Origin of the sequence: Streptomyces viridochromogenes DSM 40736, assembly GCF_000158955.1 — a bacterium.
In the GTDB taxonomy this organism is placed as follows: Bacteria; Actinomycetota; Actinomycetes; order Streptomycetales; family Streptomycetaceae; genus Streptomyces; species Streptomyces venetus.
In genome coordinates, this window is the sequence record NZ_GG657757.1 from 8,028,828 (window position 1) to 8,049,326 (window position 20,499).

Here is a 20,499-nt window from a genome sequence, read left to right on the forward strand (position 1 = left end):
GACCGTACGGTTGCCGTTGACCATGACGCGGCTCTGGCTGTGCCATTCCACCGCCCGGGCCAGGACCTGCGCCTCGACGTCGCGCCCGAGGGCGACCAGGCTGTCGGGGCGCTGCGCGTGGTTCACGCGGATGACGTCCTGTTCGATGATGGGTCCCTCGTCGAGGTCCGGGGTGACGTAGTGGGCCGTCGCCCCGACGAGCTTGACGCCGCGCTCGTGCGCCTGGACATAGGGGCGGGCGCCCTTGAAGCTCGGCAGGAACGAGTGGTGGATGTTGATCGCCCGGCCTTCGAGCTGCTTGCACAGGTCGTTCGACAGGATCTGCATGTAGCGGGCGAGGACCACGAGGTCGATGTCCAGCTCGTCGACGAGCTGGAGCAGCCGCGCCTCCGCCTCGGGCTTCGTCTCCCGGGTCACGGGCACGTGGTGGAACGGAATCCCGTAGCTCTCGGCGAGCGGCTCGAAGTCCCGGTGGTTGGAGACGATCGCCGGCACCTCGATGTTCAGCGAGCCGGTGCTCCGGCGGAAGAGCAGGTCGTTCAGGCAGTGCCCGAACTTCGACACCATGATCAGCGTGCGTGTCGGGGTCGACGCGTCGAACAGCTGCCAGGAGATCCGGTACGCCTCCGCCACCGGGGCGAAACCGGACTTCAGGTCCTCGATCGAGGTGCCGGGGTCCGAGACGTCGAAGTGGACCCGCATGAAGAAGCGGTCCTGCAGCCGGTCGTCGAACTGCTGGCTCTCCTGGATGTTCCCGGAGTGCCGGACCAGGAAGCCGGTGACGGCGTGGACGAGCCCCGAGCGGTCGGGGCACGACAGGGTGAGGACGAACTCGCGGCCGGTGGTGGGTCCAAGAGACACTGAGCCCTCCCTGAGGAAGTGCGCATTACGCAACAGTAGGACTGATACGCAACATGGTCCTGGCTGCGACGGTCTGTGGTCAAGGGCTTGACAGTGGTTCCGGCGGACTGCACTGTGAGTTGCGTAGCAAGCAGCTCGTTGCGCATGAGGCAACCGCGCCGCCCGACCGGGGCTCTTCACTTCGAGGTGAACCATGACTACGACCGGCCTGCCGGAGAGCCTGATCGCGACCCTCCCCGGTGACCACTACACGGCCCCGGAGATCTTCCGCCTGGAGCAGGAGCACATCTTTGAATCCATGTGGTTCTGCGCGGCACGCTCGTCGGAACTGGCGAGGCCGGGTGCGTTCAGGACCGTGGACGTCGGGCGGGAGAGCGTGCTGCTGACCCGTTCGCGGGACGGCTCCGTCCGGGCGTTCTTCAACGTGTGCCGGCACCGGGGCGCGAAGCTGTGCACCCAGGAGTCCGGCGAGGTGAAGCGGGCCTTCCAGTGCCCGTACCACGCCTGGACCTACGACCTGAGCGGCAAACTCGTCGCGGCCCCCAACCTCACCAAGATGCCGGACATCGGCCGCACAGAGTACGGCCTCGCGACCGTGGCGGTACGCGAGTGGCTGGGCTATGTGTGGGTGTGCCTGGCCGAGAACCCGCCCTCGTTCGAGGAGTCGGTGATCGCGGACGTGGTGGCCCGCCTGGGCGACGTGGAGTCCATCGAGCGGTACGGCGTCGAGAGCCTGGAGGTCGGCAGGCGGATCGTCTACGACGTCAAGGCCAACTGGAAGCTGATCATCGAGAACTTCATGGAGTGCTACCACTGCGCGACCATCCACCCGGAGCTGACCGAGGTGCTGCCGGAGTTCGCCGACGGCTACGCGGCGCAGTACTACGTGGGGCACGGCGCCCAGTTCGGCTCGGAGGTCCAGGGCTTCACCGTCGACGGCTCGGAGGGCCTGGACCGCATCCCCACGGTCGCCGAGGAGCAGGACCGGCGGTACTACGCGATCACGGTGCGCCCGCAGGTGTTCATCAACCTCGTCCCGGACCATGTGATCTTCCACCGGATGTTCCCGGTGGGGGTCGACCGGACGATCGTGGAGTGCGACTGGCTGTACCTGAAGGGCGTGGTGGAGAGCGGCCGGGACGTCAGCCGGTCGGTGGAACTGTTCGACCGCGTCAACCGGCAGGACTTCGACGCCTGTGAGCGCTGCCAGCCGGCGATGAGTTCCCGCCTGTACGCCAAGGGCGGCGTCCTGGTGCCCAGCGAGCACCACATCGGCGAGTTCCACGACTGGGTCCAGGACCGCATCGGCACCCGCGCGGGCCTCGGAGAGCGCTAGGGGGTGATCCTCATTTTCCGAGCGGGCAGGAGACCGACATGGCACTGATCCTTGTGACCGGAGCGGCCAGTGGGCTCGGACGCAACACGGCGAAGGCGCTGGCCGACGACGGCCACGACGTGGTCGTCCACGTCCGCAACCGGGCCCGGCTCACCGGCACGGACGACACCGACCGGTTCAAAGGTGTCGTCACCGGCGACCTCGCCGAGCTGGACGCGATCCGCGATGTCGCCGGGCAAGCCGCCGAGTTCGGCCGTTTCGACGCCGTCATCCACAACGCCGGCGTCATGAACCGGCCGGAGGACGCCACCGTCAACACCGTCGCGCCCTACGTGCTGACCGCCCTGATGGAGAAACCGGCCAGGCTCGTCTACCTGAGCAGCTCCATGCACCGCACCGGCTCCACCGACCTGGGACGGCTCACCGACGGCACCGCCGCCTACGACGACAGCAAGCTGTGGGTCACCGCGCTCGCGCTCGCCGTCGCGTCCCGCTGGGAAGGCACCTCCAGCCATGCGGTCGACCCCGGCTGGGTTCCCACCCGCATGGGGGGCCGCGGCGCACCGGACGACCTGACCGCGGGACACGAGACACAGGCGTGGCTCGCCACGCACCACGACGTGACCCCGAGGACCGGTGGCTACTGGTACCACCGGCGGACACAGACACCGCACCCCGCCGCGCAGGACGAGACATTCCAGGCTCGGCTTCTCCGGGCGCTGGAGAATCACACCGGCATCCCGCTCGGCTGATCGCGAACGCGTTCAGGGTGCCGCGTCGAGATCCACCTCGAGGTCTTCGGCCTCGGTCCAGAATCCGTCGTCAGCGTCCTGGAGGCGGGCGGCGGCGTGGTTCATGTGGCGGCGCGCGGCCCTGCGTGCCGCCTCGGCGTCGCGCGCTTCGATGGCGGCAAGGATGGCGTGGTGCTCTTCCCGGACCGCTTCGATGAAGTCGTTCCGGCGTGCCTCGTTCGCCCGCGTGACGCGGATGCCGCTGCGCAGCACCTCGCCCAGGTACCGCAGCGTCGAGACCATCACCGTGTTCCCGGTCGACTCGGCGATGGACCGGTGGAAGGCGAGGTCCTCGTCCACGCCGTCGCCGCCGGCCGCCACCGCCGAGTCGATCGCGTCCAGCGCCTCACGCATCCGCGCCAGGTCGCCCGCCGTGGCCCGCGTGGCCGCGAGATGGGCCGCCTCACCCTCGATGGCGCGGCGCAGCTCCGCGATCTGCACCACCTTTGCCCTGGTGTCGGCGGCCTCGAGGTCGAGCGGGCGGGCGCGCCGGGGCAGCACGAACACGCCGATGCCCTGACGCGGTTCGATCAGACCCGCGTTGCGCAGCCGCGACAGGGCCTCGCGCACGACCGTGCGGCTGACGCCCAGCTGCCTGACCAGCTCCACCTCTGTCGGCAGTCGGTCGCCCTCGGCCAGCCGCCCCGACTCGATCTCCTCCGAGAGCGTCGCGGCGACCTGATCTGCGAGCCGGACGGGACCGCTCACCTTAGAAAACATGGTTTTCAGTCTATAGGTCCGGGTCTCGTCGCTCCGCTGCCGGCGATACGCCGACCCGGATCGCGTCGGGATGGTCGGCCAGGTAGCCCCGGACCACCGATTCGAAGCTCGGGTCGGGCTTCAACCCGAGCGCGGCGGCACGCGTGTTGTCGAAGACCGAGGGCCACGACCCCACGACGGCCTCGACAGCGTGATCGGGCGCGACGGTCACCAGATCGGCCACGGCGTCGCCCGCCACGCGCCGCAGCGTGGCCAGCATCTCGGCGACCGAGACCGTGAGCGCCGGGAGGTTGACCGGCAGCCCGCCGTCGAGCCGGCCCTTCCCGGTGCCGCGCTCGGCTTCCGCGATGCGGAGGATCCCCTCGACCGTGCGCCGCGGTGACGCCAGGGCCACCCGCAGGTCGGGGCGTACGGGACAGATCGCGGGGAGGCCCGCGAGCGGCTCGCGGACGATGCCGGACAGGAAGCCGGAGGCGGCCGCGTTCGGCTTGCCGGGCCGCACGGACACGGTCATCAGCCGGGCGACCCGTCCGTCGACGAAGCCCTTGCGTGTGTAGTCCGCGACCAGCTGCTCGCAGACGAGCTTCTGGATTCCATAGCTCGACCGGGGAGTGGGCAGGGTCGACTCGCCGACCACCGGCGGAAGGGGCAGAGCCGGATCGGAACCGTAGACCGCCACACTGCTGGAGAACACCAGGCGCGGCACCGGCCCGCCGGCGGCCGACTGCGCCCGGGCGGCTTCGAGGAGGCCGCGGGTGGTGTCCAGATTGGCGCTCATCCCGAGGTCGAAGTCGGCCTCGCACTCGGCCGAGACGGCGGCGGCGAGGTGGATCAGCACGTCCACCGGCTCCGCGAACACCTCGTCGAGACACTCGGCCAGGTCACCCCGCACGATCTCCACGAGGGGATCGGCCGCCTCCGCCGCCCCGGCCGGCACATAACGGTCGGTGAGCACCAGACGGTCGATCGGCAGGCCACGATGCGTCCGCGTCCTGAGCAGGGTCTCGGTGATCTCGCGTCCCAGGAAGCCGAAGCCGCCCGTGATGACGATCCTCATGCGTCCTCTCCTCGGTAGTCGTTCAGCCAGCCGAGGCCCTCGCTCGTGCCGGCCCGGGGGATGTACTCGCAGCCGATCCACCCGTCGAAGCCCAGGTCGTCGATGACGCCGAACAGATGCCGGACGTCGAGTTCGCCGCTGTCGGGCTCGTGGCGGTCCGGCACGCCGGCGATCTGCAGATGCCCGACCCGGCCGGTCGGCAGGTCGCGGCGCAGCGTCATGGTGAGGTCGCCTTCGACGATCTGGCAGTGGTAGAGGTCGAGTTGCACCTTGAGGTTCGGGGCGCCGACGTCCCGGACCACCGCGTGGGCCTGCGACTGCCCGGACAGGAAGTAGCCCGGCATGTCACGGCCGTTGATCGGCTCGATGAGGACGTCGACGGCCACCGCGGCGGCTCGCTGCGCGGCCCACTCCAGGTTGGCCAGGTAGGTGTCGCGGTGCTCGGCCCGTTCCTTCGGGGTCGCGTCCGGTGGCACGAGACCGGCCATCACGTGCAACCGCGGGCAGTCCAGCGCGGCGGCGTAGTCGAGGGCGCGGGCGACGCCGGAGCGGAGCTCCGCCTCGCGGCCGGGGAGCGCCGCGATCCCGCGTTCCCCGGACTCCCACGCCCCGGGAGGCGCGTTGAACAGCACGTGCCTGAGGCCGTGGTCGTCGAGGCGGTGGCGCAACTCCCCGCTGTCGTAGGCATAGGGGAAGAGGTATTCGACGGCGGTGAAGCCGTCCGCCGAGGCCGCGGCGAAGCGGTCGGGGAAGTCGTGCTCGGTGTACATCATGGACAGGTTCGCTGCGAACCTCGGCATGGTGGCTCCAGTGACGGGACCGGGCGGCCCCGGTCAGCGGTTGACGGTCTGCTTGTCGGTGGTGAGCACCGCGGCGGCGCCTACGACGAGAGTGAGCGCCAGGACGTACATCGGGAGCGCTGTCGAGCCGGTCGCGTCCTTCAGCGCGCCGATCATGTAGGGACTGAGGAAACCGGCGAGGTTGCCCACCGAGTTGATCACGGCGAGGCCGACCGCGGCGGCGGTACCGCCGAGGAACGCGGTGGGGAGCGACCAGAACAGCGGCGCGCAGGTCAGCACGCCGGCCGCGGCGACGGACAGCGCGACCAGGGACAGCGCGGTGGACCCGGCCCAGCCGGCCGCCAGTGAGAAGCCGACGGCGCCCATGAGGCTCGGAACGACCAGGTGCCAGCGGCGCTCGCGGCGCCTGTCCGCCGAGCGTCCGAGCAGGTTCATCGTGACGAGTGCGGCCAGGAACGGCACCGCGCTGAGCACACCGATCGCGAGGTTGCCCTCGATGCCGGTGGACTCGATGAACGTGGGCATCCAGAACGTCAGGGCGTACTGGCCCATGACGAAGCAGAAGTAGATGAGGCACATCAGCCACACCTTGGGCTCGCGGAAGGCGTCCCAGACCCGGCCGTGCACGGACTGGTGCGCGGCGTCCTCGGCGATCGCCCGTTCGACGACGTCCTTCTCCTCGTCGGTGAGCCACTTCGCGGCGCGCACGCCGTCGTCGAGGTAGAACAGGGTGGCCACGCCGATGAGCAGGGCGGGTATCGCTTCCAGCAGGAACATCCACTGCCAGCCCTGCCAGCCGTTCACCCCCTGGAACCGGTCCATGATCCAGCCGGAGAGCGGGTTGCCGAAGATGCCGGCCACCGGGATGGCGGACATGAAGAGAGCGATCACACGGGCACGGCGGTGCGAGGGGAACCAGTAGGTGCAGTACAGGATCACCCCCGGGTAGAAGCCGGCTTCCGCGGCGCCGAGGAGAAACCTCAGGACGTAGAACATCGTCTCGTTGTGGACGAACATGAACGCCGCCGAGACGAGGCCCCAGCTGATCATGATCCGGGCGATCCAGGTGCGGGCGCCGACGCGCTGCAGCATGAGGTTCGACGGGACCTCGAAGAGGAAGTAGCCGATGAAGAACAGGCCGGCGCCGAGGCCGTACGCCGCCTCGCTGAATCCGAGGTCGTCGGACATCTGGAGCTTCGCGAAGCCGACGTTGACCCGGTCCAGGTAGGAGACGACGTAACAGAGCACGAGGAAGGGGACGACACGTCGTACGACCTTGCGGAAGACGGCGTTCTCACGGGCGGCGTCGGTGACTTGGGACGCCGATACGGGCATGGACATGGCGATCCTTTGAGCGGCTCAGGGGGATTCTCCGGGAGGGAAGAGGCGGTCACCACGCGGCGTTGAACGTGGACCTCAGTTCGTCGAGCGCGTGCTCGGCGAGCGGCTCGGGGCGACGGTCGGTCAGGAGCCAGAGACGTGCCGTCTCCTCGAGTTCTTCGAGGACGGCGAGAGCGGTGGCCGCGTCGGGGCCCCAGACCACGGGGCCCAGCCGGTCCAGCAGCACCGCCCTGATGGGCGTACGGCTCGCCGCCCGGTCGGCGATGTGTGCGGTCACCAGGTCGGCCACGCGCGGGTCGCCGGGCCGGTGGTAGGGGACGAGCGGGACGTGCCCGACCTTCATCACGTAGTACGGGGTGATGGGGGGAAGTACGTCGTCGTCGCTCCACACGCCGGCCAGCGTGAGCGCGACCAGGTGCGTGGAATGGGTGTGGACGACGAAGCGGGCCGTGGGGTCGGCGGCACAGATACGGCGATGCAGTGTCAGGGTCTTGCTGGCCCGGTCGCCCGCCACCTGCTCACCCCGGGCGTCGACCAGCGCCAGGCGGTCGGGTTCGAGGAACCCCAGTGCGGCATCGGTCGGCGTGGTCAGGTGGTGATCGCCGACCTTGGCGCTGATGTTGCCCGCACTGGCATGGACGTAGCCCCGGGCGAACAGGCTGGTGCCCACCCGGACGATCTCGCCGCGGGCGTGGTCGACCGCCTCGTCGTCCGCTGTCTCGGCGGTGCTGCTCGGCTGCGGGTTCATGCGGCCTCCTCGTCCAGGAGCGCGAAGGAGCGGGTGAAGAAGTCGGGGCCGCCGAAGTTCCCGGACTTGAGCGTGATGTGGAGCGTGTCCCCGCCGGGCAGGGCCGCCGCGCACCACGGCACACCGGGGTCGATCTGCGGACCGATGCGCAGTCCGGTGACGCCGAGCGCCTGGACGACCGCGCCCGAGGTCTCGCCACCCGCGACGACGAGGCGGCGCACCCCGCGTGCCACGAGCCCCTGTGCGACACGGGCCAGCGTCCGCTCCACGAGCTCACCGGCCTCGGCGGCACCGAGCCGGCCCTGCACGGTCCGGACGGTGTCGGCCGGCTGGGTGGAGTAGACGAGGACCGGCCCGTCCTCCAGGTGTGACTCGGCGAAGGCCAGGGCCTCCTCGACCACGTCCTCGCCGGCCGCCACCCGCAGCGGGTCCACGCCGAAGGCGGGGCGGCCGGTGCGCAGGTACTCAAGGACCTGACGGTTGGTGGCCTCGGAGACCGAGCCCGAGACGACGGCCCGGTGGCCGGTGGGGGGCGGCAGGTGCGCGGCGGCGCGGGACGGCTTGAACCCCCAGTTCGCCGGCAGGCCGATCGCCAGCCCCGAGCCGGCTGTCACCAGGGGGAAGCCCTGGACCGCCGCGCCCAGGCGCACGAGGTCGTCGTTGGAGACGGAGTCCACGACGGCGATCCCGATGCCGTCCGCACGCAGGGCGTCGACGCGGGCCCGGATCGCCTCGACGCCGTCGGCGACGACCGTGTGGTCGATGAGGCCGACCTGTCGCGTGCTCTGGGCGCCGAGGACGGAGACCAGGTTGGAGTCGGTCATCGGCGTGAGCGGGTGGTGGCGCATGCCGCTGTCGCTGAGCAGCACGTCACCGACGAAGAGATGGCCCTTGAAGACCGTGCGCCCGTTGTCGGGGAACGCCGGTGTGGCGACCGTGAAGTCCGTGCCCAGGGCGTCCATCAGTGCCTCGGTCACCGGCCCGATGTTGCCGGCCGGAGTCGAGTCGAAGGTGGAGCAGTACTTGAAGTAGATCTGCTCTGCGCCCATGGACCGCAGGCAGGCGAGAGCGCGCAGTGACGCCTCGACGGCGTCGGCGGCCGGGACGGTGCGCGACTTGAGGGCGATGACCACGGCGTCCGCGTCCACCGGCTGCTCCTCGCCGGCCGGTGGTGTGTCGATCAGCTGGACCACGCGCAGGCCCGCGCGCACCAGGTTGTTGGCGAGGTCCGTGGCGCCGGTGAAGTCGTCGGCGATGCATCCGAGACGGATTCCCATGTCAGGCCTCCACCGGTTCGGGCAGGTCGACGCCCGGGAAGATCTTGATGACCGCGCTGTCGTCCTCGGCCCCCAGTCCGGACGCCGAAGCCTGGAGGAACATCTGGTGGGCCGTGGCGGCGAGGGGGAGCGGGAACCGTTCCGGCCTCGCGGAGTCCAGCACCAGCCCCAGGTCCTTGACGAAGATGTCGACGGCGGACAGGGGCGTGTAGTCGCCGGCCAGGACATGGGCCATGCGGTTCTCGAACATCCAGGAGTTGCCGGCGCTGTGCGTGATGACCTCGTAGAGCGCCTCGGCGGGAACGCCCGCCTTGATGCCGAGGGCCATCGCCTCGGCCGCGGCGGCGATGTGCACGCCCGCGAGCAGCTGATTGACGATCTTGACCTTGGAGCCAAGTCCCGCGCGCTCTCCCAGGCGGTAGACCGTGCTGCTCATGGCCTCCAGCACCGGGTCGGCGAGGGCGTACGCCCTGGCGGAGCCCGACGTCATCATGGTGAGTTCACCGCTCGCCGCACGCGCCGCGCCACCGGAGATGGGGGCGTCCAGGTAGAGCACACCCCTGTCCGCCAGGCGGCCCTCGAGCGCGGCGGACCAGCCCGGGTCGACCGTGGAGCACATCACGAAGACGGAGCCTGGGCGCAGCCGGTCGGCGGCGCCGTCGGCACCGAACAGCACGGTCTCCACCTGCGCCGCGTTCACCACCACGCTGACCAGGACGTCCACCGCGGCCGCCAGCTCACCGCAGGTGGCGAACGCCGTCCCGCCGTCTCGGGCGAAGTCCGCGGCCGTCTCGGGCCTCAGGTCGTGGACCCCCACGGCGTAGCCCGCCGTCCGCAGGCTCCGGGCCATCCCGAGGCCCATGGCCCCCAGGCCGACCACGCCCACCCTCGGTTCTGCGGGCTCGTTCCGGTCGCTCATGCCCCTCCTCGCCGTGCCGTGCCGTCCGGAGCGGCTGGGCAGCCCCTCCGGGAGATCAGGTCATATGATGACCTGAGGACAACGGAATGCAAGGTGTGATGTCCGTCACTCGGGTCGCCTCGTGGCGTGCCGGGAAGCGGTCAGTGCCTCAGGGAGCCCGGTGCGCACGCGCGTTGCGTACGAACAGGGCGTGCAGATCGCGCACGGCCCGGGGCACGGAGACCGCATGGCGTCGCTGCAGCACCAGCAGCACATCGGTCTCGTCCTCCGCGAGGGGCCGCACGGTGATGGTGCCGCTCCGCTCCAGCGGATCGCCGATCACACTGAAGTCGGGCAGCACCGTGGCCCCCAGCCCCTCGGCGACCATCAGCTTGCCCATCTCGGCGCCGTCGGTGGAGTACGAGAAGGACGGTGTCCGGCCGCGCAGCAGCCGGTGCACGAAGCGGTGCATCACGTAGCCCGACCGCATCACGATGAGGGGCTCGGCGAGGAGGCTGTCCACATCCACCGCGTCCAGGGCCGCCAGCGGACTGTCCGGGCGTACGCACACCACCGGCCGTCCGCGCAGCAGCTCGGTCGTCTCGAAGCCGGGCGGCATGTCGTCGCCGTGGAGGTAGTTCACCAGCCCCAGGTCGAAGGCGCCCTCCAGCAGCCCGCGGTGGATGTCGCCCTGCTGCGCCCCGACCACCTCGACCTGGGTGGCCGGGTGCGCGGACCGGAACTCCCGCACGGTCGGGATGAGCAGCGGGACGGTGGCCGTGTTGACCGTGCCGAGCCGCACCATGCGGCTGATGCGGTGCTGGTCGCCGGCCGCGCCGCGCAGCCGGTCCACCGCGTCCAGCACCGTCATGATGAGCGGCAGCAGCTCCCGGCCCTCGTCGCTGACCTTCGCTCCCGACCGTTTTCGCTCCAGCAGGTCCACGCCGAGCTCCCGCTCCAGATTCCGCACGGTCTCACTCAACGCGGGCTGGGACAGGTGCAGTTCCTCCGCGGCGCGCCGCAGCGAACCGAACCGGGTCACGGCGGCGATGTATTCCAGCTGTTCTATACGCACGACAGGAGACTGCGTCCGCAGCGGGCCCGGTTCAAGGGAATCCCTGTCACAACCTCGTGAATACCGACTCTCACCATGTGGAATCACCACCGGGTCTTCTTGACCGGCCGGACCCACGCTTGGTTGGATCGTTGACATGAAGCGACAGGACCTCACGCGACGACGCCACGTCGACCTCGCGCGTGTCTCCAGCTCCTGCTGTCGCCGCCGCGTCTGAGCGCAGCGCACCGAGGGAAACCCTCCCACTGCTTCCTGCGCCTCCTCCGGTCATGAATTCCGGTCCCGGACCCTTTCCGTCGTGCTGACGGCATTTCCGGCACCGCTGCTCCAGCGCGCCTGAATTCCCCTGGCGAGCACCTTTCTGTGCCGACGACCGCGTTCTTCGCGCGCCTTTCCACATTCCCAGGAGTCCTCCGTGCCCGTACCGCCCGAATCCGACCCCCTCCGCTTCGCCTACTGGGTGCCGAACGTCAGTGGCGGCCTGGTCACCAGCACCATCGAGCAGCGCACCGAATGGGGCTACGAGTACAACCGCGAACTGGCCGTCCTCGCCGAGAACAACGGCTTCGACTACGCCCTCAGTCAGGTCCGCTACATGGCCAGTTACGGCGCCGAGTACCAGCACGAGTCGACCAGCTTCAGCCTCGCCCTGCTGCTCGCCACCCAGCGGCTGAAGGTCATCGCCGCCGTCCACCCCGGACTGTGGCACCCGGGCGTCCTCGCCAAGCTCGGCGCCACCGCCGACCACCTGTCGGGCGGCCGCTTCGCCGTCAACGTCGTCAGCGGCTGGTTCAAGGGCGAGTTCACCGCCCTCGGCGAGCCCTGGCTGGAGCACGACGAACGCTACCGGCGCGCGGAGGAGTTCATCACCGCCCTGCGCACCATCTGGACCGAGGACCACGCCGAACTCGCCGGTGACTTCTACCGGGTGCGCGACTTCTCCCTCAAGCCCAAGCCGCTGAACACCCCCGAGCGTCCGAACCCGGAGATCTTCCAGGGCGGCAACTCCACCGCCGCCCGTGCCATGGCGGGCCGTGTCTCTGACTGGTACTTCAGCAACGGCAAGGACTTCGACGGTGTCACCGAGCAGATCGCCGACGTGCGCGCCTCCGCCGCCCAAGCGGGCCGTACGCCACCGAAGTTCGGCCTCAACGGCTTCCTCATCGCCCGCGACACCGAGGCCGAGGCCCGCGACACGCTCCGCGAGATCGTCGCCCACGCCGACACCGAGGCCGTGCACGGTTTCCGCGACGCCGTCCAGCAGGCCGGGCAGTCCACCGCCGACGGCAAGGGCATGTGGCAGGACTCGAGCTTCGAGGACCTCGTCCAGTACAACGACGGCTTCCGTACAGGTCTGATCGGCACACCCGAGCAGATCGCCGAGCGGATCGTCGCCTACAAGCGGCTCGGCGTCGACCTCTTCCTCCTCGGCTTCCTGCACTACCACGAGGAGGTCGAGTACTTCGGCAAGAGGGTGCTGCCCCTCGTACGCGAACTGGAGGCCCAGCAGCCCGCCTCCGAGCCCGTCGCCGCCCGCGCCTGACCCGCAGCCCGCCCGAGAACAGCCCACGAACGGAAGGTCCTCGCATGGCCACCATCTTGTCCGTATCCGGCAGCCCCTCCGCCACCTCCCGCACCCAGCGACTGCTGCGCCACCTCGACGCCCGGCTCACCGCCCAGGGACACGAGGTGATCCCGCTGGACGTGCGCACCATCCCCGCCGAGGCGCTCCTCGGGGCGGACTTCCGGCACCCGGAGATCGTCCGGGCCACCGCCCTGGTCGAGCAGGCCGACGGGGTGGTGGTCGGCACCCCCGTCTACAAGGCCGCCTACTCGGGGCTGCTGAAGTCCCTGCTGGACCTGCTCCCGCAGTACGCGCTGGCCGGCAAGACGGTCCTGCCGCTGGCCACCGGGGGCTCCACCGCCCACGTCCTGGCCATCGACTACGCTCTGCGCCCCGTGCTGAGCTCCATGGGCGCCGCACACATCGTCCCGGGCTGGTTCACCCTCGACAAGGACATCACGGTGGGCGACGACGGCTCCCTGGCCGTCGCGCCCGGCTCGGCCGAGGCCCTGGCCCAGGTCACGGACCAGTTCTCGACCGCGCTGGGGGGCCGTACGGCACTGCTGGCGGCCACCGGATGAGCGCGTCCCATGTGATCGCCGACGACGCCGAGGCCCTCGCCGTCGCCGCCGAAGTGGCCGCGGAGTTCCGCAAGGACACCGCCGAACGGGACGCGCGGCGCAGGCTCCCGCACGCGGAGCTGGAACGGCTGTCCGCCTCCGGTCTGCTGGCCGTGAGCGTCCCGGCCGAGTTCGGCGGCGCGGACGTCGGTGCCGGGACGCTCGCCGAGGTCTTCCGGCTGCTGGCCGCCGCCGACGCCAGCCTCGCCCAGATCCCACAGAGCCATTTCGTCTACGTCAACGTGCTGCGCCGGCAGGGGACGCACGACCAGCAGAAGTTCTTCTTCGGCGAGGTGCTGCGAGGCAAGCGGTTCGGCAACGCCCAGTCCGAGGCGGGCACCAAGCACGTGCAGGACATCCGCACCAGGCTCGCGCCGCGCCCGGACGGGTCGTACGTCCTCGACGGCGTCAAGCACTACTCCACGGGCGCGCTGTTCGCCCACTGGATCCCCGTGCTCGCCCGCGCCGACGACGACACCCTGCACGTGGCGTACGTACCGAGCGACGCCCCCGGTCTGACGGTCGTCGACGACTGGGACGGCATGGGGCAGCGCACCACGGCCAGCGGAACCGTCCGCCTGGAGCGGGTGCCCGTCCCCGCCGACCGGGTCGTGCCCCACCACCTCACCTTCCAGGGACCCCAACTCCACGGGGCCGTGGCCCAGTTGCTGCACGCCGCCATCGACGCGGGCATCGCCTCCGGCGCGCTCGCGGAGGCCGTGGAGTTCGTCCGCACGAAGAGCCGGCCCTGGTTCGAGAGTGGGTTCGAGACGGCCGCGGAGGACCCCCTGCTGATCCAGCGGTTCGGCGAACTCGCGATCCGGGTGCGGGCTGCGGAGGCCCTGCTGCGCGAGGCCGCCCGGGCGGTCGACGCCGCCCGGGACGATCTGACCGACGACTCGGCCGCCGAGGCCTCGATCGCGGTGGCGACGGCCAAGGTGACCGCGGCGGAGACCGCCGTGGAGGTCGGCAGCGCCCTCTTCGAGGTCTCCGGCACCCGCGCGGCGCTCGACTCCCTGGGCCTGCACCGCCACTGGCGCGACGCCCGCACCCACACCCTGCACGACCCGGCCCGCTGGAAGGTCCAGCACATCGGCCGCTACGTCCTGCACGGCACCCGGCCGCCCAGGCACGGCCTGCTCTGACCCCCCTCTGCCTCCCCCCGTCACGATCGGAGACCCCTCGTGTCCCTGACCTTCCACTGGTTCCTGCCCACCAACGGCGACAGCCGCCACGTCGTCGGCGGCGGCCACGGCACCCCGGCCACCGAATCCGGACGCGACCGGCCGCCGTCGGTCGGCTACCTGAGCCAGATCGCCCGCGCCGCCGAGGACCTCGGTTTCGTCGGCGCCCTCACCCCCACCGGTGCGTGGTGCGAGGACGCCTGGCTGACGACGGCGATGGTCGCCCAGCACACCGAGCGGCTGAAGTTCCTGGTGGCCTTCCGGCCCGGCTTCGTCTCGCCGACCCTCGCCGCGCAGATGGCCTCCACCTTCCAGCGGCAGACCGGCGGACGGCTGCTGCTCAACGTCGTCACCGGCGGCGAGAGCCACGAGCAGCGCGCATACGGCGACTTCCTCGACAAGGACGCCCGGTACCGCCGCACCGGCGAGTTCCTGCAGATCGTGCGGGAACTGTGGGAGGGCAAGACCGTCGACCTGCACGGCGAGCACCTCCAGGTGGCGGACGCGACGCTGGCCCGCGTGCCCGACCCGATCCCCGAGGTCTACTTCGGGGGCTCCTCGCCGATCGCCGGAGAGATCGCCGCCCGGCACGTCGACGTGTACCTCACCTGGGGCGAACCCCCGGCGCAGGTCGCCGAGAAGATCGCCTGGATCAGGAAGCTGGCGGCCGAGCAGGGACGCACTGTCCGCTTCGGTATCCGGCTGCACGTCATCACCCGAGACACCTCCGAGCAGGCGTGGGCGGAGGCGAACCGGCTGCTCGACGGGTTCGACCCGCAGACCGTGGCGTCCGTGCAGGCCGGGCTCGCCCGCAGCGAGTCCGAAGGGCAGCAGCGCATGCTCGCCCTGCACGACGGCGGCAACCGGGACGCCCTGGAGATCCACCCCAACCTGTGGGCCGGCATCGGCCTGGTGCGCGGCGGCGCGGGCACGGCCCTGGTCGGCAGCCACGACGAGGTCGCCGAACGCATCAAGGAGTACGCGGCCCTCGGCATCGAGGAGTTCGTCCTCTCCGGCTACCCGCACCTGGAGGAGGCCTACTGGTTCGGCGAGGGCGTCCTGCCGCGGCTTCAGGCACAGGGCCTGTGGCAGCACCCCTTCCCGCAGGCCGCGGCTTCGGCCCAGGTCCCCTTCGCGGGTACGGGGTCCCCACGATGACGCATGTGATCGCCGACGACTGACCGCCGTCGGCCCGGCGTCCGGCCCCCGGCGATCGCCTACTCGTCGGACAAGGTCAGGTCAGGCACCCGCCACGCGGCGATCACGAAGGCGGCCAGGGACACCGCGGCGCCGGTGAGGAAGACGAGGCGCATCGAGGCGACATAGCCCTCCAGGAACGGCAGGGCCGCACTCGGGTCGAGGGCGCGCAGGAAGGCTGAGTCCTCCAGGTCGACGCCGCCGCCGGGGCGCAGCACCCCCGTCAGGGCGTGTGCGTTGTCGGGCTGGGTCAGCAGCCGGCGGTAGGCCGGGTCGTCGCGGGCCTCGGCCAGCCGGTCGGCGATGCTGCCGGCCGCCGTGGTGAACAGGATCGACAGGAACGCCGCGGTGCCGACCGTACCGCCGTTGGAGCGGAAGAAGTTGACCGACGCCGTCGCCGCGCCCATGTCCGTACGGGGCACCTCGCACTGCGCGAGCGTGGTGAGCGTCTGCATCGACGCGCCCAGTCCCGCGCCCATCAGGACCATGCCGAGCGCCGGATGCCACAGCGGGCTGTCCACGCGCAGTGTGGCGAAGACGAGCATCGCCGCGGTGAACGAGCCGACCCCGGCGACGAGATGGACCTTGAACCGGCCGGTGCGGGCGATCATCCGGCCTGTCAGCAGCGTCACCGCGAGGTTCGCCGCCACCGTGGGCAGGGTGGCCAGGCCCGCCGCCATGGGGCTCATCCCGCGTACGAGCTGCAGGTAGAGCGGCAGCGTCGTCATCGCGCCGAACATGCCGATGCCGACGACGAAGTGCAGCCCGACGCCCAGCCGGAAGGCCCGGATGCGGAACAGCCGCGGCGGCAGCAGCGCGGCGTCACCCGACCGCCGCTCCACCGCGACGAACACGGCGAGTCCCACCACGCCGACCGCGTACATTGACAGCGCCCGGGGCGAGTCCCACCCCCAGGTGCGGCCCTGCTCGGCGACGACCAGCAGGGGTACCAGTCCCACGGCCAGGGTCAGCGCACCGGCGTAGTCGAGCCGGTGGCCGACCCGCCGGTGCGGGAAGCGCAGGACGCGCACGATCGTCACCGCGGCCGCGGCGGCGAGCGGCACGTTGATCAGGAAGATCCACCGCCAGCCGTCGATACCGAGCAGGGTGGCCCGGTCCGCGAACGCTCCGCCCACCAGGGGCCCGACGACACTGGCGCCGCCGAACACGGCCATGAAGTAGCCCTGGTAGCGGCCCCGTTCGCGCGGGGTGGTGATGTCGGCGACGATCGTCATCGCCAGCGACATCAGCCCGCCGCCACCGAGACCCTGCACGGCGCGGAACGCCGCGAGTTCGTAGATCGACGTGGCGCAGCCGCACAGCAGCGAACCGGCGGTGAACAGGGCGATCGCGGCGAGATAGACGGGCCTGCGGCCGTGGATGTCGGACAGCTTGCCGTAGAGCGGTGTCGCGATGGTGGCGGTGATGAGATACGCGGTCGTCACCCACGCCTGGGCCGTCAGCCCGTGCAGATCGTCCGCGATGGTCCGCAGCGCGGACGAGACGACCGTCTGGTCCAGCGCCCCCAGGAACATGCCGAGCACCAGCCCGGACATGACGGTGGTGATCTGCCGGTGAGTGAGCCGCGGGGGCAGGTCCCCGGCCGAGCCCTGTTCCCGGGTGTCGGAGAAGGTCACGTGTGTCGTCCTCGCAGTGGGGGCGGTGGGCCGTCCGGCTAGCCGGCGATCCCGGCCAGGTCCGCGACCGCGTGCGTGACGTCCGGAAGCGTCAGCATCGCCAGTTGGGCCGACCGGGCCCGCGCCCGCGGCTCGGGGTCGGCGAGGAGTTTGCGGCACACCTCGGCGATGCCGGCCGGGCTGCGGTCGGTGATGTGACGGCCCAGGCCCAGCTCCTCCACGCGCTCGGCGTTCGCGGGCTGGTCCCCGAAGAACGGCAGGACCGCCAGCGGCGTGCCGGTGCGCATGGCCTCGCGGATGCTGTTGAAGCCGCCGTGGGTGACGAACAGGTCCACGGCCTCCAGCAGCAGCGGCTGCGGCACACGGTCGGTGACGTGGACGTGCCCGGGGAGTCCGGCGCGGTCCAGCGGGATCCCGGACGTCGACACGACCACCGTGCAGTCGTCCAGTCCGGCCGCCGCGTCCACGATCGCGTTCAGGTTCTCGGTGGCGTCCGGCATCTTCACGGGCAGCGGCTCGGTCTGGCCTTCCATACGCGCACGCAGCTGCGGCAGGGCGGTGCCGATCCCCGCGTACACCAGGGGGCGGTCCGTGGGCAGGGCGGCGGCCCACTCCGGCAGTACTCCGCCGCGCTCGACGTCCACCGTCTGCCGGTAGGCCCACGTCCGGGGCAGATGCCGGGCGAACGAGAAGGCGGACGGCACGTAGTCGACGCGGCCGTGCGGGACGACGGACAGCGGGTCCTCCCGCACGGGCAGGCGCAGCTCCTCGCGCCGCTCGTTCAGCTGCGGCAGCACCTCCGCCGGATCCAGGATGTTGTTGAACCCGGAAGGCGTCGGCAACTGCGGTATGCCGAGCAGCTCGGCGGTGAGCACCGCGGCCATGTCCATGCCGTCCCGCAGGATCAGGTCGGGCCGGAAATCCCGGGCGAGGGGGAGCAGGACGTCCAGGTGCGGCTTGACGTGCGGCCCGGCCACGTTCCGCATCAGCAACCGGGTCAGAACACCTGACGGGTCCGTCGAGTCCGGGGTCTCGTCGAGCTCGGCGAGGTAGGGGACCAGCGTGGCCATCGGGTTGAACTCCGGCACTGAGCCGTTCACCTGTACGTCGTCGTCACGGAAGACGGGGACGAGGGCGTCGGTGGTGACCACCAGCACCCGATGCCCGGCCTCGGCCAGGGCGCGCAGCAGCGGCAGCTGAGCGCGGCCGTGGGACGGACTGCCGAGCGTGGTGCACAGAACCCGCATGGAGGTGAGCCTTTCTCTTGGCGACTCTTCGGAGAGGAACGAAAAGGGTCTTGTCACGCCACCCGTGTCGGCGCCTGCGCCAGCCCGATCCCCTGCCAGGTCAGTCCGGCGCGTGCGAGGCGCTCCGGGTCCAGCAGGTTGCGGAAGTCGTGGACCTCGCGGCCGGCCATGCGCGCGGCGATCGCCGCCCAGTCGAGGTCGCGCAGCTGAGGCCACTCGGTGAGGACGAGACAGGCCGCCGCCCCGTCCGCCGCCCGCACGGGGTCGTCGGACAGCTCGACCAGATCGCTCAGGTCGGGCCGCTCCTCGCACAACGCGGGGTCGTACGCCATGAGTTCTGCTCCGCGTTCGCGCAGCAGCCGGGCGATGGAGAGCGCGGGGGAGTCGCGCAGATCGGAGGTGCCGGCCTTGAAGGTCAGGCCGTACAGGGCGAGTCGTACGCCGTGCAGCGAGCCGCCCTCGCCGCGCCCGCACGCGGCGGCGACGCGTGCGACGAGCTGCCGCTGGTGGGTGACGTTGGTCTCGATGGTGGCCCGCAACAGGGGGAAGTCGACCCCGGCCAAGTCGCACACGGTCAGCAGGGCGTGCGTGTCCTTGGGCAGACACGAGCCGCCCCAGCCGGGCCCGGGCCGCAGGAACGCGGAGCCGATGCGGGGGTCCCGGCCGATGCCCTCGGTGACATCGTCGATGTCGGCGCCGAAGCGTTCGCAGACGGTGGCCAGGTTGTTGGCGAAGGACAGCTTCATGGCGAGGAAGAAGTTCGCCGCGTACTTGGTCAGTTCGGCGCTGGCGGCGTCGGTGAGCACCAGCGGAGCGTCCAGCCCGGCGTACAGGTCGGCCACCCGCCGGGCGGCGTCCCGGTCCGCGGCGCCGATCACGATCCGGTCGGGGTGCAGGAAGTCCTGGACCGCGCGGCCCTCGCGCAGGAACTCCGGGTTGCTCACGACAGCCACGTCGTCCCGGCCGAGCAGCGTGGCGACGCGCTCGCTCGTTCCGACGGGCACGGTCGACTTGTTGACGACGACACAGCCGGCCGGCAGCACCTCGCGGATCTGCGCGGCGACGGCCTCCACGGCGGCGAGATCGGCCGCGCCGCCCGCTCCGATCGGTGTGGGCAGGCACAGGAACACCACGTCGGCCTCGGCGACGGCGGTTGCGGTGTCGCCGGTGAAGTCGAGCCGGGCTGCGTCCAGCGCGTCCCGGACGGTCTCGGGCAGACCGGGTTCCAGGATGTCCACCCGCGCCTCGCGCAGCCGCTCGACCTTGTGGGGGTCGGCGTCGGCGCACACCACATGGTGGCCGAGAGAGGCCAGACAGGCCCCGGTGGTCAGTCCTACGTAGCCGGTTCCGATCACGGCGACGCGTCGAGCAGGCACAGAAGATCACCACTTCCGGTCGGTGGGGGACCCCGCGTGCGCCGGCTTCGAGGAGCACGAGGGCGCGCGGTGTCGCGTGCTGCGGGCGGACCCGGGAGGGCCGACTTCGTCCTGCGGCCCCCGCACAGTGAGAACTCAAGTCATCGTTCGTTGACCTGACACAGGTATGGCATGTGCTCAGAAAAGAAGTCAACGTTCGATGACATCGGTCGGTGACTTTGAGACAGCTCCCGCAGACTGGAACATGGGCGGATGGCGGAAGCGCCGTGGACCACGGAGGTGCGGTACGTGTCGGGAGTACAGAACGGCGAGACGCCGAAGGCGATGGCCCCACGGCCCGCCCGTAAACGCTCGGCCTCGGCCACGCGCACCGCGCTGCGAGCCGCAGCGGCCTTCCGCTTCGGCAAGTACGGTTACGACGGCACGAGCGTGCGCGACATAGCGGGCGACGTCGGTGTCGACGCCGCCCTCGTCTACCGCTACTTCGGCTCGAAAGAAGCGCTGTTCAACGACGTGTCGGGTACGGGCAAGATCTTCGAGCCGCTGCTGGACGAGCCGGTCGAGGCGATCCCCGAGTGGTTCTGCGCGCTGCTCACGGGGCCGCCGAGGGAGGGCGGATTCCCGCATCCGGTGCTGTCCGTGTTGCGGTCGTCGGGCCGGGACGAGGCGGTGGCGCGGCTGCGGGCGGATTTCACGGAGGTGTTCTCCGAGCGTCTGGCCGCTCGTCTCGGCGGCCCCGACGCCGATCTGCGGGCCGAACTCCTCGCGGC

20 protein-coding genes are annotated in these 20,499 nt (G+C 70.9%); 8 read left to right on the forward strand and 12 right to left on the reverse strand.

Going from position 1 to position 20,499, the window contains the following annotated elements; all coding sequences use genetic code 11:
• A partial coding sequence (gene purU, locus SSQG_RS35160) for a formyltetrahydrofolate deformylase (protein WP_003994761.1) occupies positions 1 to 861 on the reverse strand: 861 nt, incomplete at its 3' end.
• Between the two features lie 193 nt (positions 862 to 1,054).
• Between purU and SSQG_RS35165 the strand changes: the two genes are divergently transcribed.
• Together SSQG_RS35165 and SSQG_RS35170 are read left to right on the forward strand one after the other, a co-directional pair.
• Entirely contained in the window at positions 1,055 to 2,197 is a 1,143-nt protein-coding gene (locus SSQG_RS35165) for an aromatic ring-hydroxylating oxygenase subunit alpha (RefSeq protein ID WP_003994762.1), read from the forward strand.
• Between the two features lie 38 nt (positions 2,198 to 2,235).
• Positions 2,236 to 2,949 (forward strand): SDR family oxidoreductase, encoded by a 714-nt coding sequence (locus tag SSQG_RS35170; protein WP_039934303.1) that lies wholly within the window; start codon positions 2,236 to 2,238, stop codon positions 2,947 to 2,949.
• Positions 2,950 to 2,961: 12 nt separating this feature from the next.
• Here SSQG_RS35170 and SSQG_RS35175 read toward each other — a convergent pair whose 3' ends face one another.
• The 8 genes from SSQG_RS35175 to SSQG_RS35210 form a co-directional block, all read right to left on the reverse strand.
• Positions 2,962 to 3,708 carry a FadR/GntR family transcriptional regulator gene (locus SSQG_RS35175; RefSeq protein ID WP_039934305.1) on the reverse strand — a complete coding sequence of 249 codons (747 nt, stop codon included), beginning with the start codon at positions 3,706 to 3,708 and terminating at the stop codon, positions 2,962 to 2,964.
• Between the two features lie 10 nt (positions 3,709 to 3,718).
• Entirely contained in the window at positions 3,719 to 4,765 is a 1,047-nt protein-coding gene (denD, locus tag SSQG_RS35180; protein WP_003994765.1) for a D-erythronate dehydrogenase, read from the reverse strand.
• Complete coding sequence (gene otnI, locus SSQG_RS35185) at positions 4,762 to 5,565, reverse strand: 2-oxo-tetronate isomerase (protein WP_039934306.1); 804 nt, start codon at positions 5,563 to 5,565, stop codon at positions 4,762 to 4,764. Before otnI ends, denD begins: the two co-directional genes overlap by 4 nt.
• Before the next feature lie 33 nt (positions 5,566 to 5,598).
• Positions 5,599 to 6,906 carry an MFS transporter gene (locus SSQG_RS35190; protein ID WP_003994767.1) on the reverse strand — a complete coding sequence of 436 codons (1,308 nt, stop codon included), beginning with the start codon at positions 6,904 to 6,906 and terminating at the stop codon, positions 5,599 to 5,601.
• 49 nt (positions 6,907 to 6,955) lie between these two features.
• The gene (locus SSQG_RS35195) at positions 6,956 to 7,654 is read right to left on the reverse strand and encodes an aldolase (protein WP_003994768.1); all 699 of its coding nucleotides are present in this window, start codon (positions 7,652 to 7,654) and stop codon (positions 6,956 to 6,958) included.
• Positions 7,651 to 8,931, reverse strand: a complete 1,281-nt coding sequence (otnK, locus tag SSQG_RS35200) for a 3-oxo-tetronate kinase (RefSeq protein WP_003994769.1) — start codon at positions 8,929 to 8,931, stop codon at positions 7,651 to 7,653. The genes SSQG_RS35195 and otnK overlap by 4 nt, the downstream gene beginning before the upstream one ends.
• Before the next feature lies 1 nt (position 8,932).
• Positions 8,933 to 9,850, reverse strand: a complete 918-nt coding sequence (gene ltnD / locus SSQG_RS35205; RefSeq protein ID WP_003994770.1) for an L-threonate dehydrogenase — start codon at positions 9,848 to 9,850, stop codon at positions 8,933 to 8,935.
• A gap of 148 nt (positions 9,851 to 9,998) precedes the next feature.
• Entirely contained in the window at positions 9,999 to 10,904 is a 906-nt protein-coding gene (locus SSQG_RS35210) for a LysR family transcriptional regulator (RefSeq protein WP_003994771.1), read from the reverse strand.
• 136 nt (positions 10,905 to 11,040) lie between these two features.
• On the opposite strand from SSQG_RS35210, the gene SSQG_RS44165 reads away from it, so the two are divergent.
• The 5 genes from SSQG_RS44165 to SSQG_RS35230 all read left to right on the forward strand — a co-directional run bounded on the left by SSQG_RS44165 (position 11,041) and on the right by SSQG_RS35230 (position 15,430).
• Positions 11,041 to 11,121, forward strand: a complete 81-nt coding sequence (locus tag SSQG_RS44165) for a putative leader peptide (protein WP_365765822.1) — start codon at positions 11,041 to 11,043, stop codon at positions 11,119 to 11,121.
• Between the two features lie 198 nt (positions 11,122 to 11,319).
• A complete protein-coding gene (gene sfnG, locus SSQG_RS35215; RefSeq protein ID WP_003994772.1) occupies positions 11,320 to 12,447 on the forward strand; it encodes a dimethylsulfone monooxygenase SfnG in 1,128 nt (375 codons plus the stop codon).
• A gap of 44 nt (positions 12,448 to 12,491) precedes the next feature.
• Positions 12,492 to 13,049 (forward strand): NADPH-dependent FMN reductase, encoded by a 558-nt coding sequence (gene ssuE, locus SSQG_RS35220; RefSeq protein WP_003994773.1) that lies wholly within the window; start codon positions 12,492 to 12,494, stop codon positions 13,047 to 13,049.
• Positions 13,046 to 14,233, forward strand: coding sequence for an SfnB family sulfur acquisition oxidoreductase (locus SSQG_RS35225; RefSeq protein ID WP_039934310.1), 1,188 nt, complete (start codon positions 13,046 to 13,048; stop codon positions 14,231 to 14,233). Before ssuE ends, SSQG_RS35225 begins: the two co-directional genes overlap by 4 nt.
• 39 nt (positions 14,234 to 14,272) lie before the next feature.
• Positions 14,273 to 15,430, forward strand: coding sequence for an LLM class flavin-dependent oxidoreductase (locus tag SSQG_RS35230; RefSeq protein WP_003994775.1), 1,158 nt, complete (start codon positions 14,273 to 14,275; stop codon positions 15,428 to 15,430).
• Between the two features lie 59 nt (positions 15,431 to 15,489).
• Here SSQG_RS35230 and SSQG_RS35235 read toward each other — a convergent pair whose 3' ends face one another.
• From SSQG_RS35235 to SSQG_RS35245, 3 genes are read right to left on the reverse strand one after another with little or no spacing between them, the layout of a single operon-like run.
• A complete protein-coding gene (locus SSQG_RS35235) occupies positions 15,490 to 17,106 on the reverse strand; it encodes an MDR family MFS transporter (RefSeq protein ID WP_039934312.1) in 1,617 nt (538 codons plus the stop codon).
• Positions 17,107 to 17,144: 38 nt separating this feature from the next.
• A complete protein-coding gene (locus tag SSQG_RS35240) occupies positions 17,145 to 18,353 on the reverse strand; it encodes a glycosyltransferase (RefSeq protein WP_003994777.1) in 1,209 nt (402 codons plus the stop codon).
• Between the two features lie 53 nt (positions 18,354 to 18,406).
• On the reverse strand, positions 18,407 to 19,729 hold the full coding sequence (locus SSQG_RS35245; RefSeq protein ID WP_039934314.1) for a UDP-glucose dehydrogenase family protein: 1,323 nt from the start codon (positions 19,727 to 19,729) through the stop codon (positions 18,407 to 18,409).
• Between the two features lie 252 nt (positions 19,730 to 19,981).
• Here SSQG_RS35245 and SSQG_RS35250 point away from each other — a divergent pair.
• A partial coding sequence (locus tag SSQG_RS35250; RefSeq protein ID WP_244299363.1) for a TetR/AcrR family transcriptional regulator occupies positions 19,982 to 20,499 on the forward strand: 518 nt, incomplete at its 3' end.

Coding starts and splice junctions, on each gene's coding strand:
- SSQG_RS35225 (WP_039934310.1), top strand. CDS start 13,046: ATGAGCGCGTCCCATGTGATCGCCGACGACGCCGAGGCCCTCGCCGTC.
- SSQG_RS35190 (WP_003994767.1), bottom strand. CDS start 6,906: ATGTCCATGCCCGTATCGGCGTCCCAAGTCACCGACGCCGCCCGTGAG.
- denD (WP_003994765.1), bottom strand. CDS start 4,765: ATGAGGATCGTCATCACGGGCGGCTTCGGCTTCCTGGGACGCGAGATC.
- otnI (WP_039934306.1), bottom strand. CDS start 5,565: ATGCCGAGGTTCGCAGCGAACCTGTCCATGATGTACACCGAGCACGAC.
- SSQG_RS35175 (WP_039934305.1), bottom strand. CDS start 3,708: ATGTTTTCTAAGGTGAGCGGTCCCGTCCGGCTCGCAGATCAGGTCGCC.
- ltnD (WP_003994770.1), bottom strand. CDS start 9,850: ATGAGCGACCGGAACGAGCCCGCAGAACCGAGGGTGGGCGTGGTCGGC.
- SSQG_RS35240 (WP_003994777.1), bottom strand. CDS start 18,353: ATGCGGGTTCTGTGCACCACGCTCGGCAGTCCGTCCCACGGCCGCGCT.
- SSQG_RS35170 (WP_039934303.1), top strand. CDS start 2,236: ATGGCACTGATCCTTGTGACCGGAGCGGCCAGTGGGCTCGGACGCAAC.
- otnK (WP_003994769.1), bottom strand. CDS start 8,931: ATGGGAATCCGTCTCGGATGCATCGCCGACGACTTCACCGGCGCCACG.
- SSQG_RS44165 (WP_365765822.1), top strand. CDS start 11,041: ATGAAGCGACAGGACCTCACGCGACGACGCCACGTCGACCTCGCGCGT.
- SSQG_RS35195 (WP_003994768.1), bottom strand. CDS start 7,654: ATGAACCCGCAGCCGAGCAGCACCGCCGAGACAGCGGACGACGAGGCG.
- ssuE (WP_003994773.1), top strand. CDS start 12,492: ATGGCCACCATCTTGTCCGTATCCGGCAGCCCCTCCGCCACCTCCCGC.
- SSQG_RS35165 (WP_003994762.1), top strand. CDS start 1,055: ATGACTACGACCGGCCTGCCGGAGAGCCTGATCGCGACCCTCCCCGGT.